At 70.9% G+C, this 15,779-nt stretch carries 13 protein-coding genes; 3 read left to right on the forward strand and 10 right to left on the reverse strand.

Annotation, left to right across the window (positions count from 1 at the left end; all coding sequences use genetic code 11):
* Positions 1 to 269 precede the first annotated feature (269 nt).
* On the forward strand, positions 270 to 716 hold the full coding sequence (locus tag ACFYWX_RS15955) for a hypothetical protein (RefSeq protein ID WP_389424601.1): 447 nt from the start codon (positions 270 to 272) through the stop codon (positions 714 to 716).
* A 6-nt stretch (positions 717 to 722) separates the two neighbouring features.
* Here ACFYWX_RS15955 and ACFYWX_RS15960 read toward each other — a convergent pair whose 3' ends face one another.
* Both ACFYWX_RS15960 and ACFYWX_RS15965 read right to left on the reverse strand, forming a co-directional pair.
* Complete coding sequence (locus tag ACFYWX_RS15960; protein ID WP_389424602.1) at positions 723 to 2,153, reverse strand: phytoene desaturase family protein; 1,431 nt, start codon at positions 2,151 to 2,153, stop codon at positions 723 to 725.
* Between the two features lie 49 nt (positions 2,154 to 2,202).
* Positions 2,203 to 3,285 (reverse strand): endo-1,4-beta-xylanase, encoded by a 1,083-nt coding sequence (locus ACFYWX_RS15965; protein WP_389424603.1) that lies wholly within the window; start codon positions 3,283 to 3,285, stop codon positions 2,203 to 2,205.
* A gap of 173 nt (positions 3,286 to 3,458) precedes the next feature.
* Between ACFYWX_RS15965 and ACFYWX_RS15970 the strand changes: the two genes are divergently transcribed.
* Positions 3,459 to 4,676 carry an MFS transporter gene (locus ACFYWX_RS15970; protein ID WP_389424680.1) on the forward strand — a complete coding sequence of 406 codons (1,218 nt, stop codon included), beginning with the start codon at positions 3,459 to 3,461 and terminating at the stop codon, positions 4,674 to 4,676.
* Between the two features lie 104 nt (positions 4,677 to 4,780).
* Entirely contained in the window at positions 4,781 to 5,776 is a 996-nt protein-coding gene (locus tag ACFYWX_RS15975; RefSeq protein WP_389424681.1) for a LacI family DNA-binding transcriptional regulator, read from the forward strand.
* Between the two features lie 85 nt (positions 5,777 to 5,861).
* Here the strand turns inward: ACFYWX_RS15975 and ACFYWX_RS15980 are convergent, their stop codons facing one another.
* From ACFYWX_RS15980 to ACFYWX_RS16015, 8 genes are all read right to left on the reverse strand, one after another.
* Positions 5,862 to 6,866: a sugar ABC transporter substrate-binding protein gene (locus ACFYWX_RS15980; RefSeq protein WP_389424604.1), complete on the reverse strand. Its 1,005-nt coding sequence runs from the start codon at positions 6,864 to 6,866 to the stop codon at positions 5,862 to 5,864.
* A gap of 238 nt (positions 6,867 to 7,104) precedes the next feature.
* Positions 7,105 to 7,905 carry an ABC transporter permease gene (locus tag ACFYWX_RS15985; protein WP_389424605.1) on the reverse strand — a complete coding sequence of 267 codons (801 nt, stop codon included), beginning with the start codon at positions 7,903 to 7,905 and terminating at the stop codon, positions 7,105 to 7,107.
* 5 nt (positions 7,906 to 7,910) lie between these two features.
* On the reverse strand, positions 7,911 to 8,714 hold the full coding sequence (locus ACFYWX_RS15990; RefSeq protein WP_389424606.1) for an ABC transporter permease: 804 nt from the start codon (positions 8,712 to 8,714) through the stop codon (positions 7,911 to 7,913).
* Positions 8,714 to 9,703 (reverse strand): ATP-binding cassette domain-containing protein, encoded by a 990-nt coding sequence (locus ACFYWX_RS15995; RefSeq protein ID WP_389424682.1) that lies wholly within the window; start codon positions 9,701 to 9,703, stop codon positions 8,714 to 8,716. The genes ACFYWX_RS15990 and ACFYWX_RS15995 overlap by 1 nt, the downstream gene beginning before the upstream one ends.
* A 131-nt stretch (positions 9,704 to 9,834) precedes the next feature.
* Positions 9,835 to 11,004 (reverse strand): MFS transporter, encoded by a 1,170-nt coding sequence (locus ACFYWX_RS16000; RefSeq protein ID WP_389424607.1) that lies wholly within the window; start codon positions 11,002 to 11,004, stop codon positions 9,835 to 9,837.
* Positions 11,001 to 13,895 (reverse strand): glycoside hydrolase family 2 TIM barrel-domain containing protein, encoded by a 2,895-nt coding sequence (locus ACFYWX_RS16005; protein WP_389424608.1) that lies wholly within the window; start codon positions 13,893 to 13,895, stop codon positions 11,001 to 11,003. Before ACFYWX_RS16005 ends, ACFYWX_RS16000 begins: the two co-directional genes overlap by 4 nt.
* 26 nt (positions 13,896 to 13,921) lie before the next feature.
* Positions 13,922 to 14,806, reverse strand: a complete 885-nt coding sequence (locus ACFYWX_RS16010; RefSeq protein ID WP_389424609.1) for a carbohydrate ABC transporter permease — start codon at positions 14,804 to 14,806, stop codon at positions 13,922 to 13,924.
* Positions 14,803 to 15,771: a carbohydrate ABC transporter permease gene (locus ACFYWX_RS16015; protein WP_389424610.1), complete on the reverse strand. Its 969-nt coding sequence runs from the start codon at positions 15,769 to 15,771 to the stop codon at positions 14,803 to 14,805. Before ACFYWX_RS16015 ends, ACFYWX_RS16010 begins: the two co-directional genes overlap by 4 nt.
* Positions 15,772 to 15,779: the final 8 nt, after the last annotated feature.

Consider the following 15,779-nt stretch of genomic DNA (forward strand, 5'->3'; position numbering starts at 1 on the left):
GCTCCCCAAGAGTCCTCACCGTCGAGAACTCGGAACCCCTCCGGACCGATCCGCGGCCCGGCAGTCGTGCATGCATTTTCGCAGTTCACGGATCTGCGCGATGAGAAAATACGCCGCAGGCTAACCCACCTTCCGGACCCGTCACCAAGTTTGGGGGAAGGTCGTCAGCCAGGGCGACGAAGACGGGGAGAATCGTGCATGGCACCGCGAAACAGGGGTACTGGCACAAGTTTTGGGCAGCGGAAGGCAGCGAAAGGGGGAACCCACTGATGGGTGGTCACGGGTCCGACGGCATAGCGCCGCTCTTGTCCCGGATCGCGTACGGGAACGAGGACAGCGCCCGGCTCGCCGTCGACGAACTCGGTGACGCGATCTGTGCGTTGGGGTTCGTGGTCAACGAGACTACGGCCCCGACGGTCCCGCGCCTCCTCGACCTGCTCGCGGCACCGCACGTGCCGTGCAAGGCCGAGCTGCTGGACCTGCTGGAGAGCATCTGCCGCACCGAGCAGTGGCACGCGGCCGCGGCGGCGAGACGCGGCAGGCACGGCGCGGGCTACCGGGAGCAGCCCGGCTGGGAGGCAGCCGCCAGGGCGGCCGTGCTGGCGGGCCGCCCGGTCGTCGAAGGGCTGGCCTCGTCGGTGCGGCCGGAGGAGGCCGAACCCGCACGGAGACTCCTGCGGGCGATGGACGAGGTGCCGCCGTTCCCGCATGTCTGAGCGGCCTCAGGCGGGTGCCCGGCCGCGCCGCAGATACCGCAGCGCGGACGCCGCCGCGTGCGCTCCGCACATGCCGTGGGCGCCCGCGCCCGGCGGTGTGGCGGCGGAGCAGAGGTACATGCCCGCAACACCCGTGCTGTACGGGTCCAGGGCCAGGCGCGGGCGGGACAGGAGCTGGCGGACGGTGTTGGCGCCGGTGACGATGTCGCCGCCGACGTAGTTCGGGTCGTACGCCTCGAGCGCGGCCGGTCCGCGCACCGCCCTGCCGACGACCCGCTCGCTGAAGCCGGGGGCGAACCGCTCGATCTGGCGGACGATCGCCCCGGTCGCGTCACCGGCGTAGCCGTACGGCACGTGCGCGTACGTCCACACGGGGTGCACGTCGCCGTTCGAGCGGCCGGGGTCGGCCAGGTACTGCTGGCCGACCAGCATGAACGGCCGCTCCGGCATGCGCCCGGCGTGGACCGCGCGTTCGGTGGCAGCGACCTCCTCGAAGGTGCCGCCGAGGTGCACGGTGCCCGCCCGCCGGGCCGCCTCGTTGGTCCACGGCACACCGCCCTCGACGGCGAAATCCACCTTGAACGCGGCGGGCCCGTGCCGGTACCGGCGGTAGGCGCGGGCGACCCGGGGCGGCAGCCGGTCGCCGAGGATGTCCGCGACCGCGCCCGGCGCGAGGTCGAACAGGACGACGTCCGCCGGGGGCAGCTGGGCCGGGGACCGCACGCGTACGCCGGTCTCGATCCGGCCCCCGAGCTCACCCAGCAGGGCCGCCAGCGCGTCCGTGATCGCCCGCGAGCCGCCCGCCGCGACCGGCCAGCCGTGACGGTGCCCCGCCGCGATGATCGACACCCCGATGGCGGCGGTCACCGGCCGGTCCAGCGGCCGGAAGGCGTGCGCGGCGGCCCCGCCGTAGAGCGCCCGGGCGGTGTCCGAGCGCCATACGCGGGCCACGGCGGTCGCGGGCAGCAGGGCCGCCGTGCCGAAGCGCGCCATGAGGAGGGGGTGGTGCGGAACGCGTGTGAGCGGGCCCAGGAAGTCCTCCGCCAGCGCGTCGAACCCCTCGGCGAGCGGCCCGAACAGCCGCCGCCACCGCCGCCCGTCGACCGGGCCCAGGCCGTCCGCCGTCTCCCGCACCGACCGGCGCAGCACCCCGGCCTCACCCGAGTCGAGGGGATGCACGCAGTCGATCTCCGGCAGGCACCAGCGCAGCCCGTGGCGGCCCAGGTCCAGCGTGCGCAGGAACGGGGAGCCCACCGCCATGGGGTGCGTGGCCGAGCAGTGGTCGTGCCGCAGGCCCGGCGTCAGTTCGCTGGTGCGGGTGCCGCCACCGATCGTCGCGGCCGCCTCCAGGACGGTGACCGCCACACCCGCGCGGGCGAGGCGGACGGCCGCCGCGAGCCCGTTGGGCCCGCTGCCGACGACGACGGCTGTGCTCATCGGGGCTCCTCGTCGAGAGTCGAGAAGGTGCCGTGTCTCCGATGCTAGGTCACGCGTTCGAGTTGAGCCCGTTCGACAGCCCGGTGTACGCCGGCTTCGCCGCATAGCTCTCGTTGTAGGGGAGCGCGGCCCCGTACCCGCTGAACGTCCCCGGCACCCACGAGTACTTGTCGGTGATCCCCCACACCGTCACCCCGGCGCACCGCGGCACACCCAGGCAGTTCTCGCTCGCCGTCTTGTAGTCCGTGGACTGCTGGGCGAGTTCGGCGGAGGAGGCGGGCAGCGGGATGCGGATGTCGAGCTCGGTGACGGAGACCTCCAGGCCGAGGTCGGAGAACCGCTTCAGGTTCGCCTTCATCGACGACGGCACCTGCCCGACGACGAAGTGCGACTGGAAGCCGATGCCGTGCAACGGCACTCCCTGCGCGAGGAGTTGCTTCGCCAGCGCGTACAGGGCGTCGCTCTTGGCGTTGTCCGCCTCGATGTTGTAGTCGTTGATGTACAGCTTCGCCGAAGGATCCGCCGCGTGCGCCCAGCGCAGGGCGTTCGCGATGTAGCCGGTGCCGAGCTTGTCCTGCCACAGCGAACCGCGCATCGAACCGTCGTCGTTGAACGCCTCGTTGACCACGTCCCAGGCGTAGATCTTCCCCTTGTAGCGGCCGACGGTCGTGTCGATGTGGTTCTTGAGGATCGTGTTCAGCTGGGACCCCGAGAAGTTGCCGTTCTTCAGCCAGGAGGGCAGCTGCGAGTACCAGACGAGCGTGTGACCGCGTACCCCCTGGTTGTGCGCGGCCGCGTGGGAGACGAGACGGTCCGCCGCCGCCCAGTTGTAGCTGCCACGGCTCGGCTCCAGGGCGTCCCACTTCATCGCGTTCTCCGCCGTCACCGAGTTGAACTCCCGGTCCAGGGCGGCTGTGTACGACCCGTCGGACGTCAGCGGGGTGTCACCGACCGCCGCGCCGATCTTCACGCCGCGCCCGTCGGCGTAGCCGCGCAGGGTCGTCGCGGCCGAGGCGTCCGGCGTGAAGTGGGGCAGCGCGAGGGCCGCCGTGGCGACCAGCGCGCCCGCGACGGCGAGCGGAAGGGGGCGGAAGAGACCGCGGCGGCGGTGCGTAGCTGGTGCGTGCGGCATGACAATTCCTCGCAGGGGTGGGTGTGCGGGTGCTTCCGCCGTGTGTCGTCGCCGGGCGGCATAAGGTTGCCGGGGTTTCGGGGAGGGGAGGGGCCTGCGTGACGCACGCGGCGAGCAAAGCGGACGAGCCGCTCGATGGTACCCGGGGCACCGACCCCGCATCGCCCCAACCCCTGTGGCGACAAAGGGACTTCGGCGTCTTCTGGGCCGCGCAGACCCTCTCCTTCCTCGGTGACTCCTTCGCCCTGATCGCGCTTCCCCTGCTGGTGCTCCAGGCCACGGGTTCGCTCGCGCGCATGGGCCTGCTCACGGCCGTCGGCGGAGCGGCCTCGGTCGTGGCGGCGGTGTTCGCCGGGGCCGTGGTGGACCGGGTCGACCGGCGCAGGCTGCTCATCGGCTGCGATCTCGTGCGCATGGTGCTGTACGGGGTGATCCCGCTGGTGTGGCTCTTCGGCCCGCGGGTCTGGCTGCTGTACGTGATCCTGCCGCTGGGCGAGGCCGTCGGCATGCTGTTCGCCGTCGGCTACGTCACCGTCGTACGGGGCCTGGTCGGCACCGCACGCCTCACCGAGGCCAATGGGCGGCTCAACGCGACCGCCGCCGCGGCGGGCGTCCTCGGACCGCTGGGCGCGGGACTGGTCGCCGCCTGGACGGGCCCGGCCGCGGCCATCGGCGTGGACGCGGCCAGCTTCGGCGTCTCGGCGGCCTGCCTGGCCGCCGTACGGCTGCGTCGACGCCCCGCGGACGACGAGCGCCCCGCGGACGACAAGCGGCCTGCCGAGCGGACCGGACTGTGGCGGGACCTGCGGGTCGGGGTGACGTTCTTGTACGGGCATCCGGTGCTGCGCACGCTGACCGTCCTGCTGTTCTTCTTCAGCTTTCTCACCCTCGGCCTGACCGACCTGGTCATCTACCACCTCAAGCACGACCTCGGCCACGACGACGGCACCGTCGGCACCGTCATGGCGGCCGGCGCGCTCGGCACCGTCGCCGGCTCGCTGCTGGTGGCCCGGATCCGCCGTCGGCTCGGCTTCGGCACGACCTGGAGCGGTTCGACCGCGGTGTGCGGGCTGGCCTTCGCCGGGCTGGGCTGGGCGCGTGAGGTGCCCGTCGTTGCGGCCCTGAGCGCGGCCTTCCTGGCGTGCGTCGCCATGGCGGGCACCTGCTCCATGTCCCTGCGCCAGGAAGTGACTCCCGAGCCGCTGCTCGGGCGGGTCACCTCGGCGTTCTGGACCCTCCAGTACTCGGCGGCCCCGATCGGCGCGGCCGTCCTCACCTGGGCGGCCGAGCACCACGGCACCGCCCCCATCGCCCTCCTCGCCGGCGCCTCCTGCGTACTGATCGCCCTCACCGCCCAGTTCACCCCCATCCGCCGCTCGCCCGCACCTTGACGTGTCCCCGTACGCCGGGATCGGGAGTTTCACGAGATCGCGGTTAAGGTGGACGGCGTCGGAGGGTGGGTGGACAGGTGGATGCGTCGGGCAAGCGGCCCACGATGGCGGACGTCGCCCAGAAGGCCGGCGTCTCCCGGGCGCTCGTGTCGATCGTCTTCCGCCGTCAGCCGGGGGCGAGCGAGGAGACCCGGGAGCGGGTGCTGCGGGTCGCCGACGAGATCGGCTACCGCCCCGACAGCGCGGCCCGGCTGCTCGCGCGCGGCCGCAGTCGCACGCTCGGCGTGATGTTCATCGTGCACCAGACCTTCCACACGGACCTCATCGCGGGGATCTATCCGGCGGCCGAGCAGCTCGGCTACGACGTCCTGCTGTCCGCCACCACCCTGGGCCGCAGTGAGGGCAAGGCCATCGAGGCGCTGCTCAGCCACCGCTGCGAGGGGCTGATCCTGCTGGCCCCGGACGCGGACCCGGCGTACCTCGACGAGCTGGGACACCGCGCGGCGACCGTCTCGGTCGGCCGCCGTGCCCCCGGTGCCCGTGTGGACTTCGTCCACACCGCCGAGGGCAAGGGCGTACGCCAGGCCATGGACCACCTCGTCGAACTCGGGCACCGGCGGATCGTGCACATCGACGGCGGCCGCGGCCCCGGTTCGGCCGAGAGGCGGCGCGCCTACCGGGCGGCGATGCGCCGCCACGGGCTGGAGTCCGAGATGCGGGTCGTCCCCGGCGACCACACGGAGCAGTCCGGCATCGAGACCGGCCGTCTCCTGCTGGCGGAGCACGACCAGGGACAGCCGCTGCCGACGGCGGTCCTCGCGGGCAACGACCGCAGCGCGATGGGTCTGCTGATGTCCCTGACCCGGGCCGGCGTCGACGTCCCGGGCGACCTGTCCGTCGTCGGCTACGACGACAGTCACCTCTCCCACCTGATGCCGATCGGTCTGACCACCGTCCGCCAGGACGCGGTGCTCCTGGCGGAGCACGCGGTGCGGTTCGCGGTGGAGCGGCTGGAGAACCCGGCACTGGAGCCGCGGGAAGCGGTCCTGGACCCCAAGCTGGTGGTGCGGGGGACCAGCGGGCCGCCGCCGGTCGGCTGAGACCCGGTGCGCCGAGGCCACACAGCGGGGCCGGCACCGCGGTCGCGATGCCGGCCGTCTGCGGCGCTGAAGCCGACCAGAGCGGTCAGCGCGTTCCCTTCGCGGCGAACTCGGCGACCGCGTCGACGTTGTCCTTGGTGATGAAGGCCGGGCCCGTCAAAACGGGTGCGGTGCTGCCCCCGCTGAAGTTGCCGTTGGTCCTGTACAGCCACAGCGCGTCGACGGCGAGGTAGCCCTGGAGGTAGGGCTGCTGGTCGACGGCGAACTCGACGTCGCCGCTCTGGACGGCCTTGACCAGGTCCTTGTTGAGGTCGAAGGTCGCGACCTTCGCCTTGGTGCCCGCGTCGGACAGCGACTGCACGGCGGTCATCGCGATGGGGGCGCCGAGGGTGACCACCTGGTCGATGGAGGAGTCCTGCTTGAGCTTCGCGGTGATCGTCGACTTCACGGAGGGCATGTCGGTGCCGTTGACGTAGAGGATGTCGGTCTTGCCGCTGAAGCCCTTCTTCAGGCCGGCGCAGCGGGCCTCCAGGGCGACCTGCCCCTGCTCCTGGATGACGCACAGGGCGTGCTTGGCGCCGAGCTGGTTCAGGCGCTGCCCGAACGCCTGGCCGGCGATGGTCTCGTCCTGGCCGAAGTACTCGAGCATGCCGAGCTTCTTCCAGTCGGCCACGCCGGAGTTGAAGCCGACGACCGGGACGCCGGCCGCCGTGGCCTTGGCGACCACGTCCTTCATCGCCTGGGGCTTGGCCGCGGTGAGCGCGATGCCGTCGACCTTCTGGTCGATGGCGTTCTGCACGAGGTTGGCCTGGTTGCCGGCGTTCGGGTCGGACGAGTAGACGAGCTTGATGTTGTCCTTGGCCGCGGCGGCCTGGGCGCCCTTGCGGATGAGGTCCCAGAAGGTGTCGCCGGGGGAGGCGTGGGTGACCATGGCCACGGTCATGCGTGGGGTGGTGGCCTTGCCCGCCGAGGCGGCGCCGCCGCCTTCCTCGGACTTCTTGCCGCCGGAGCTGCTGGAGCAGCCGGCTGCGGACAGGACGCCGACGAGGATCGTGGCGGTCAGGGTGGCGGCTCGGCGATGTCTGTACATGTCCGTAGCACCTCGCTGTGCTGGTGAGGGTGGGTGTGGCAAGGCCGGGGGCCTGTCGCTGGAGCGCTTCACTAGTGCGCTCTAGTGGCACGTAACTATGGGACCGCCCGCCGACGGTGTCAATGGGTTTGTCAGGACGTTCCAACAAGGCACCGCGGGGCCTTCCGGGGCCCCGCGGTGACCTTCGCATACGGCATCGGCATCGGCATCGGACCGGTCCGGCGAGCGTGAGCGGTCGTCAGCCGTTCACCCCGGTGTAGTGGCCCAGGCTCCACTGCCACAGCAGCCGTGCCGCCAGGTAGGCGAGCAGGCCCAGCAGGGGGGAGGCGGCGGCCAGCCAGTAGGGGACGCCGGTGTCGTGGCCGTGGCCGGTGAGGACGGCGGCCGGGAAGTAGGCGACGAAGGCGAGCGGAAGGCCGTAGGTCAGAAGGCCGCCCACCGCTCTCGGCAGGACGTTCAGCGGGTAGCTGCCGAACGTGCCGAGGAGTTCCTCCAGCCAGCGGCCCCAGTAGTCGGCGGCCGGGAAGCGCAGGGAGGCGCACGCCACCACCGTGAACAGAGCGGCCTCCAGGAGCATGCCGCCGAGGACGGCGGCGATCAGGTACGTGATCTGCCCGGCCGTCCAGTCCAGGTCGCTGCGGCTGACCGCGCCCACCATCAGGCCGGCGGCCACCGTGAGGTCGCCGATGGCGTTGGTGGGGAAGAACTGCAGCTGGACCTGGCGGTGGACCGGCATCGGGCGGACCAGGTAGGTGTCGATCACGCCCTCCTGGATGAACCGGCCGAGGGCGTGCACCCGGCCCAGCACCAGCACGAACAGCCCGTGCGCGAGCATCCGCGTCGCCGGGATCAGCAGGACGTCCGAGCTGTCCCAGCCGCCCATCCCGGTGAACCGGGTCAGCAGCACCGTGGCGAACACGATCACCGACACCTGCCAGATCGCGCCGATCGCGATCATCATCAGGAACTCGGAGCGGTATTCCAGCTGGGCGCGGAAGTTGAGACGCGTGATGCGCCACGCGATCCGGACGGCGTTCACGGGCCTCAGCCTCCCTGGGAGATGACACGACGGGCGGCCCGCCGCCACAGGAACCGGGTGAACAGGCCCAGCAGGACGATCCAGCCGGCCTGTACGGAGAGCTGGAAGGCGGCGTCCGAGAGCGGGATGCGGCCCACGTACAGCGACAGCGGCACGCTCAGCGTGGCCTGGAAGGGCAGGAAGGAGCTGAGGGTGATGAACCAGTCCGGGAAGAACCAGAGCGGCGCGTACACCCCGGACAGCAGGTTCTGCGCGAAGATCAGGATGAGCATCGCGGCGCCGTTGCGCATCGTCCAGAAGCACAGCTGGTCGATGACGAGCATGACGTAGTACAGGACCCACTGGCCGAGCAGCAGGCTCAGCGCGAACACCCCTGCCACGGCCGCCGACTGGGGCGGCTGCACGACCCCGGCCGCCAGGCACACCGCGTATCCGGCGAGCGACCAGGCGAGCCCGTACAACTGCTCGCCCAGGGCGCGCAGCGCGTAGTAGCGCTGGGGTGGCAGCGGGCGCAGGTACCAGTAGACGATCGTGCCGAAGTGCATGTGCTGGAGCACGGTGTCCCGGCCCGCGAACTGGTCGATCTCCCGCAGCCGGGAGGCGAGGACGGCCAGTACGGCGTACGTGACCGCCTGCTCGCGGTCGAGGCCCGCGGTCGTGCCGGTCGCCGCGTACAGGCCGTGCCACAGGGACGCCACCAGGACGATCTGCACGGTCAGCCGGAGCAGGGCGGCGGTCATGCGGGGCGGGGTGTGCAGCTCGCCGAGCGGGGTGACCCGGCCGACGCGCCAGGAGTGCGGGAGGGCCATCACACCGCCTCCGCGTGCGCGTACGCGGCCCGCATCACGTCCTCCAGGTCCGCCTCGTCGATGGCGATGCCCGTCAGCTCGTACCGCTCGATGACCAGCTTCAGCGCCTGGTGGACCGAGAGCGCGTCCGGCCCCGGGCCCTCGGGGCCGAACACCACCTGCGGGCCATCCCTCCGCACCACGGCGACACCCGGCAGCGGGACGACCTCGGCGTGCGGATCGGCCAGCGTCGCCCGTACCTGCCAGGTCGAGCCGAACCGGCGGCGGATCTCGTCGAGGGGGCCGTCGAGGACGAGCCGGCCGTGGTTGATCAGGACGACCCGCTCGGCGAGCCGCTCGACCTCGGTCATGTCGTGCGTGGTCAGCAGCACCGTACGGCCGCGCTCGGTGACCTGGTGGCGCAGGAACTCCCGGACCTGCTCCTTGACCACCACGTCCATGCCGATGGTCGGCTCGTCGAGGAAGACGACCGGCGGGTCGTGCAGCAGCGCCGCCGCGAGGTCGCAGCGGACCCGCTGGCCGAGGGAGAGGTGGCGGACGCGGGTGTCCCAGAAGGACGACAGGTCGAGGAGGTCGTCGAACTCCTTGAGACGGGCCGTGTGCTCGGCCTTCGGCACCTCGTAGATGTCGCGGAGGATCGCGAACGACTCGCGCACCGGCAGGTCCCACCACAGCTGGGTGCGCTGCCCGAACACCGCGCCGATGTTGCGGGCGTTGCGCTCCCGCTCCTCGTACGGCACCACGCCCGCGACGCGCGCCGTACCGGAGCTGGGGGTGAGGATGCCGGTGAGCATCTTGATGGTCGTGGACTTGCCGGCGCCGTTCGGGCCGAGCAGGGCGAGGAGCTCGCCCTGTGCCACGTCGAAGGTGATGTCGGAGACGGCGTCCTTGGCGACCTTCTCCGGGTTGACGAGGGATCTGAGCGCGCCGGCGAATCCGGGGCGGCGGACGGTCGTGTGGAAGGTGCGGCACAGCCCGCGGACTTCGATTTGTTGTGCGGTCCGCCTCCGGGGCGCTCCAGCCGGTGTCGAGGGTGCGACCGTGCTCAGCCCTTCGGGCCTCCGCGCGCTCGCACCCTCGCCTCCGGCGCGCTCCTTCGGCTCACTCGCGCTACTGCCGCTCACTCGGCGTACCTCCGGGTCAGTGTGATCAGCCAGACGGTCGCTGCCAGGGAGGCCGCGGAGAGGCCCGTGAGCAGCAGGGGTACCGCTTGGATGCCCGAGGCCTCGATGCCCACGCCCAGTAGTGGTGGGGCGGCGACGCCGCCCACCATCGACGCGGCGATCACCCAGGCACCGGCCCGGCTCGCCTGCGGAAGGGCGCGGTTGAGCCACGGCAGGCCGGTGGGGAAGACCGGTGCGATGAACAACCCAACACCCGCGTAGGCCACTGGCGCCACACCTTTTACGAGGGCTAGAAGGAGGCACGCCGTCATCCCGGCCGCGCAGATCGTCAGGATCCGCTCCGGGGAGTACTTCAGCGTGAGCGGCACGACCAGGAAGCGGCCCGCCGTCATCATCAGCCAGTACACCGAGGTCGCCGACGCGGCCACGGTCGCGCTGTAGCCGACGGTCTCCAGATGGGTGGGCTCCCAGCCGCCGACGCCCGCCTCGACGGCGACGTTGAGGATGTACAGGGCGAGGAAGCCGATCAGGATGCGGGGGAGGCCGAGCCCGCGTCCGGGGGCGCTCGACACCCCTTCCTGCCGCGGTGTCCGCACGCCGCTCGACCCCAGCACCACCAGCGCCGCAGCCAGTGCCGCGCAGCCGCCGAAGGCGTACGCGTACCCGTCGGGACCGACCCACGCCACGAGCGCGGGTCCGAGCACCGCGCCGATGCCGAAGTGGGCGTTGAGGATGTTCAGCATGGCGGTGGACTTCTCGCCGAAACCGGCCGCGAACAGCTGGTTGAGGCCGTAGTCGATGCCGCCGAAGCCGAGACCGCCGAGGAAGGCGGCGGCGAGGGCCAGCGGCCAGTTCGGGGCGAACGCGAAGCCCGCGCCACCCGCCGCCATCAGCGCGTAACTCGACGCGAGCAGCGTCCTGTTGCTGATCCGGGAGTGGACGGCGTTGAAGGCGAGGACACCGGCCACGCCACCCGTGAAGTGCAGGCTCAGGCCGAGTCCGGCGGCGGACGGGGACAGGCCGTACTCCTCGCGCAGGCCCGGGACGGCCGGGCCGTACAGCGCCTGGAGCATGCCGATGAGGACGAAACCGACGCAGGAAGCGACCGCGGCCGGCCGGCTGAAGAGCCGACCGGCCGCGCCCGTCCTCAGGACCGTGTCAGTCAACTGGTCTCCGGGGTGGTCTCCGCGTCGATCTGCGAGAACACGAACGAGAACTCCGCGTGCTCGGCGTTCAGGTAGTACTGCGGCAGCGGGCCCGGACCGCACGACTGGGAGCCGATGCCGTGCTGGCCGTGGTCGAGGTTGACCCACACTGTGTCGCCGGCCGTGAGGTCGCTGCGGTGCGTGGCCGCGTCCAGCTGCTCGGTCGTCCAGCGGCGCGCGCTGAAGAAGAACTCCGGGTCGCCCTCGATCCTGAGGCCACCGAGCTCCACCCAGCGGACGTCGGCGCGGGCGCCGTTCTCCTGCGGGCGGACGTACGGCGTCTGGAGGTCGTCGACCGTCGACTCCCAACGGCCCAGCTGAGCCGCCGTCTTGGTGTCCGGGTAGGCCTCGCCGGGACCACCGCCGTACCAGCGCACCCGGTCGGCCGCGGGAAGCCCCAGCCGGATGCCGAGGCGGGGCAGCGGCACCGTCCAGTCGCCGTCGGGCGCCACGGACACCGTCAGCTTCAGCCGGGCGCCGTCGGAGGTCCAGCGGTACGTCGTCGCCAGGCCGAACTCCCAGGCGGCGGGCGCCACCCGGGTCCGCACGGTCAGGGCGTCGTCGCCGAGCTCCACCGCGTCGATGCGGTGGCGCATGCGGTGCAGGCCGAACTTGCGCCACAGCTGGCCGTAGCGGATGTCGGTCTGCCAGGCCGCGCCGTCGTCGTTGTCGGTGGTCGCCCGCCACACGTCCAGGCGCGGGGCGCTCACGTCGACCCCGCCGATGGTCCTCAGCGCGCCCGTGCGGGCGTCGAAGGACGCCGGGCCGAGGGTGATCACACCGTCACCGCGGGCGGGGCCGTCGGTCGGCGCGACCGAGGGCAGCGGCCGTGCGGCCGCCGCGAACTGGCCCCAGGCCACCGGGTGGTCCTTCGCCGCCCACGCGGTGTCCTCCGCGAGGACCGCCCGCACCGTCCAGTACGCCTCGCCACTGCGCGCGTTCGCGGGCGGCTCGGGCAGCTTCACGTCCACGGACTCGCCCGCCGCGAGCGCCGGCACGGACAGGCTGCCCGCCTCGACGGTCTCGCCGTCGACCTGGTACGACCACTCGAAGGCCAGCGCGGACAGGTCGGCGAAGTCCTGCTTGTTCACCACCCGCACGGTGCCGTCCGAGCCGTCGCCTTCAAAGCCGACCGGCTCGATGACCTTCTTGAACTCGACCAGACCGGGGGAGGGCGTGCGGTCCGGGAACAGCAGCCCGTCGCAGACGAAGTTGCCGTCGTGCAGCTCCTCGCCGAAGTCGCCGCCGTAGGCGAAGCCCAGCTCGGCGTGCTTGATGCCGTGGTCGATCCACTCCCAGACGAAGGCGCCCTGGAGCCGGTCGTACGTCTCGAAGAGCTGCTGGTACTCGGCGAGGCCGCCGGGACCGTTGCCCATGGCGTGCGCGTACTCGCAGAGGATGAAGGGAAGCTCACGCCTCTTGTGGGTGCCGCCGTCCAGGCCCCGGCCGATCTGCTCGACCTCCTCGTGGGAGGCGTACATCCGGGAGTACATGTCCGTGTCACGGCAGTCGATGTCACCCTCGTAGTGCACGAGGCGTGAGGCGTCGCGGCCGTGGATCCACTCGGCCATCGCGGTCAGACCGCGGCCGGTGCCGGCCTCGTTGCCCAGGGACCAGATGACGACCGACGCGTGGTTCTTGTCCCGCTCGACCATGCGGGCGGCACGGTCGATCAGGGCCGGGGTCCAGCGGTCGTCGTCGACGGGGTTGTCCCGCCAGGCCTGCTCGGTGAAGCCGTGGGTCTCCAGGTCGCACTCGTCGATGACCCACAGGCCGTACTCGTCGCACAGGTCCAGGAAGGCCGGGTGCGGCGGGTAGTGCGAGGTGCGCACGGCGTTGACGTTGTGCCGCTTCATCAGCAGCACGTCCTCGCGCATGGTCTCCAGGTCGAGGGCGCGCCCCTTCTCGGGGTGCCACTCGTGCCGGTTGACGCCCTTGAACAGGACCGCCTTGCCGTTGACCTTGATCAGGCCGTCCTCCAGGACGACCGTGCGGAAGCCGATCCGCAGCGGCACGCTCTCGCCCTCGGTGGCGAGGACCCCGTCGTAGAGGCGGGGCGTCTCCGCCGTCCACGGCTGGACGGCGACCGTCACCGGCTCTCCGGTGGCGACGTCGATCCCCAGCTCCGGCACGGTGACCCGGCCGTCCACGTCGGAGTCGACGCGCAGGGTGCCCTCGCCGGCGACGTGGTCGTAGGAGGCGTGCACGAAGTAGTCGAGGACGCTGCCCGCCGGGCGGTGCAGCAGCGTGACGTCACGGAAGATGCCGGGCAGCCACCACTGGTCCTGGTCCTCCAGGTACGAGCCCGCGGACCACTGGTGGACCCGAACCGCGAGGACGTTCCCGGACGGCTTCAGCAGGTGCCCGACCGCGAACTCGTGCGGCAGCCGGGATCCCTTGAACTCACCGATGTCCGTGCCGTTCAGCCACACCCGGGCGCAGGACTCCACGCCGTCGAAGCGGATGACGGCAGCGCCGTCCCCGGGCCAGTCCGCCGGCAGGTCGAAGACCCGCAGGTGGTCACCGGTGGGGTTCTCCGTCGGGACGTGCGGCGGGTCCACCGGGAAGGGGTAAAGGTGGTTGGTGTAGATGGGCGACCCGAAGGCCCCGTCGCCCTGCAGGACCCAGTGCCCGGGAACCGTGACCTCGGCCCAGTCCCCGGCGTCGTAGCCCTGCTCGGCGAACGAGTCGTCCTCGGCGTCGATGGTCGCCGACACGCGAAGGCGCCAGCTGCCGTTCAGCGACAGGGACTTCGCGTCCGAGGACGCGTACCAGGCGCGGGGCGGGAGGGCCCCGCTGCCCGGTGAGACGTCCTCGACGTAGTCGGTGGCCGTGGGTGTGCGGAAAGACATCGGTCTCCAGGTCGTGAAGAGAGGCGTCAGCCCTTGATACCGGTCTGCGCGATCCCCTGGACCAGCCAGCGCTGGAGGAAGAGGAACACGAACACCAGGGGCAGGATGGAAATGGCCGTGGCCATGAAGATCAGGTGGTAGTTGACGGTCTGGTTCGTCATGTACGACGAGAGCGCGACCTGAACCGTCCAGGCGCTCGGGTCCTGGCCGATGACCAGGGGCCACAGGAAGGCGTTCCAGCCGTTGATGAAGGTGATCGTGGCGATGGCCGCGAAGAAGTTCAGCGAGTTCGGTACGACGACACGCCAGTACGCGCCCCAGTAGCCGAGCCCGTCCACGCGCGCCGCCTCCTCCAGCTCCTTCGGGAACCCGAGGAAGTACTGCCGGAACAGGAAGCACGTGAAACCACTGAACAGGCCCGGGACGATGAGACCCTGGTAACTGTCCACCCAGCCGAGGGACGAGACGAGCACGAAGCTCGGCACGAAGGTGACGGCCGTGGGAACCATCAGCGTGGCCAGGACCGCGTAGAACACCTTGTTGGCATGCCTGTACGGGATCCGGGCGAGGCCGTACCCGGCCATCGAGCAGATCAGCAGGATGCCCGAGGTGTGCAGGACGGCCACGACCACGGAGTTCCACAGGGACCGGGCGAAGTCGACGGTGACGTCGTCGAACGGCTCGGTGATGTTGCCCCACTGGATGTCGGTGGTGAACCACTTCCAGTTCTCGCCCGTGATCTCCGGGTCCGTCATCAGCGCGTTGCGGATGATCAGGTAGAAGGGGATCAGGAAGAGGAGGCCGGCGACTCCGGTCGCGATGTACAGACCGGTGTTGCCCATGACGCCGCCGCCGCGCTTGGCCTTGGCCGGCTTGGTGACCTTCTTCAGGTCGGGTGCCGTGGTGGTCACTTGGACTCCTCACCCCTTCCGAAGCCCATGATCTTGCCCTGGAGCAATGAGACGACGCAGATGAGCATGGTCAGGACGACCGCGCCCGCGCTGCCCGCGCCGTAGTTCTGGTTCTCGCCGAGGGCCATCTTGTAGAGCTCGACCAGCGGAGGCTGGCCCCAGGTGGCCTTGGGGAGCAGGTTGAAGAACTCGTCGAAGGCCTGGTAGGCGGCGATCAGCAGGAGCAGGATCACCGCGGTGGACGTGGCCCGCAGCTGGGGCAGTGTGATGTGCCGGAAGGTCTGCCAGCCCGGCTTGGCGCCGTCGAGGGAGGCGGCCTCGTACAGTTCCCGCGGAATGTTCTGCAGCGCCGCCAGGAACAGGATCATGTAGAAGCCCGACTGGAGCCACAGGCGTACGGTCACGATGACCAGCCAGTACCAGGGCGGGTCGGGGTTCGCCAGCCAGGCGACGTTGTCGATGCCGAACCAGCCGATGATCGTGTTCATCAGGCCGAAGCGGACGCCGTTGAAGATGGACATCTTCCAGATCAGGGCGGCGGCGACGTAGCTGACCGCGGTGGGCAGGAAGAACACCGACCGGAAGAACGCCCGCATGAACCGCAGCCGGTTGACCAGCAGCGCCAGGCCCAGTGAGAGGGCCCAGGTGGCGGGCACGATGAACGCGGCGAACACGGTGAACGTGACGAGCGAGTTCCGGAAGTCCGTGTCCGTCAGGATCTGCTTGTAGTTGTCGAAGCCGACGAAGTCGCTCGGCGTGACGGTGAAGCGTGCCTCGAAGAAGCTGAGATAGATGCTCCAGCCGATGGGCACGAAGACGAAGATCACCAGGCCGATCAGGAAGGGGCCGGTGAAGAGCCAGAAGTTGAAGGTGCTGTTCGCCTTGACGCCCCGCCGCGGCCGGGCCTTGGAGACCTCGGCCGGGGCGGGGTTCTTGGCGACCCCGGGTGTGGTGGTGGTCGACATGTCGAGAT

This window comes from Streptomyces sp. NPDC002888, assembly GCF_042888465.1.
GTDB lineage: Bacteria > Actinomycetota > Actinomycetes > Streptomycetales > Streptomycetaceae > Streptomyces.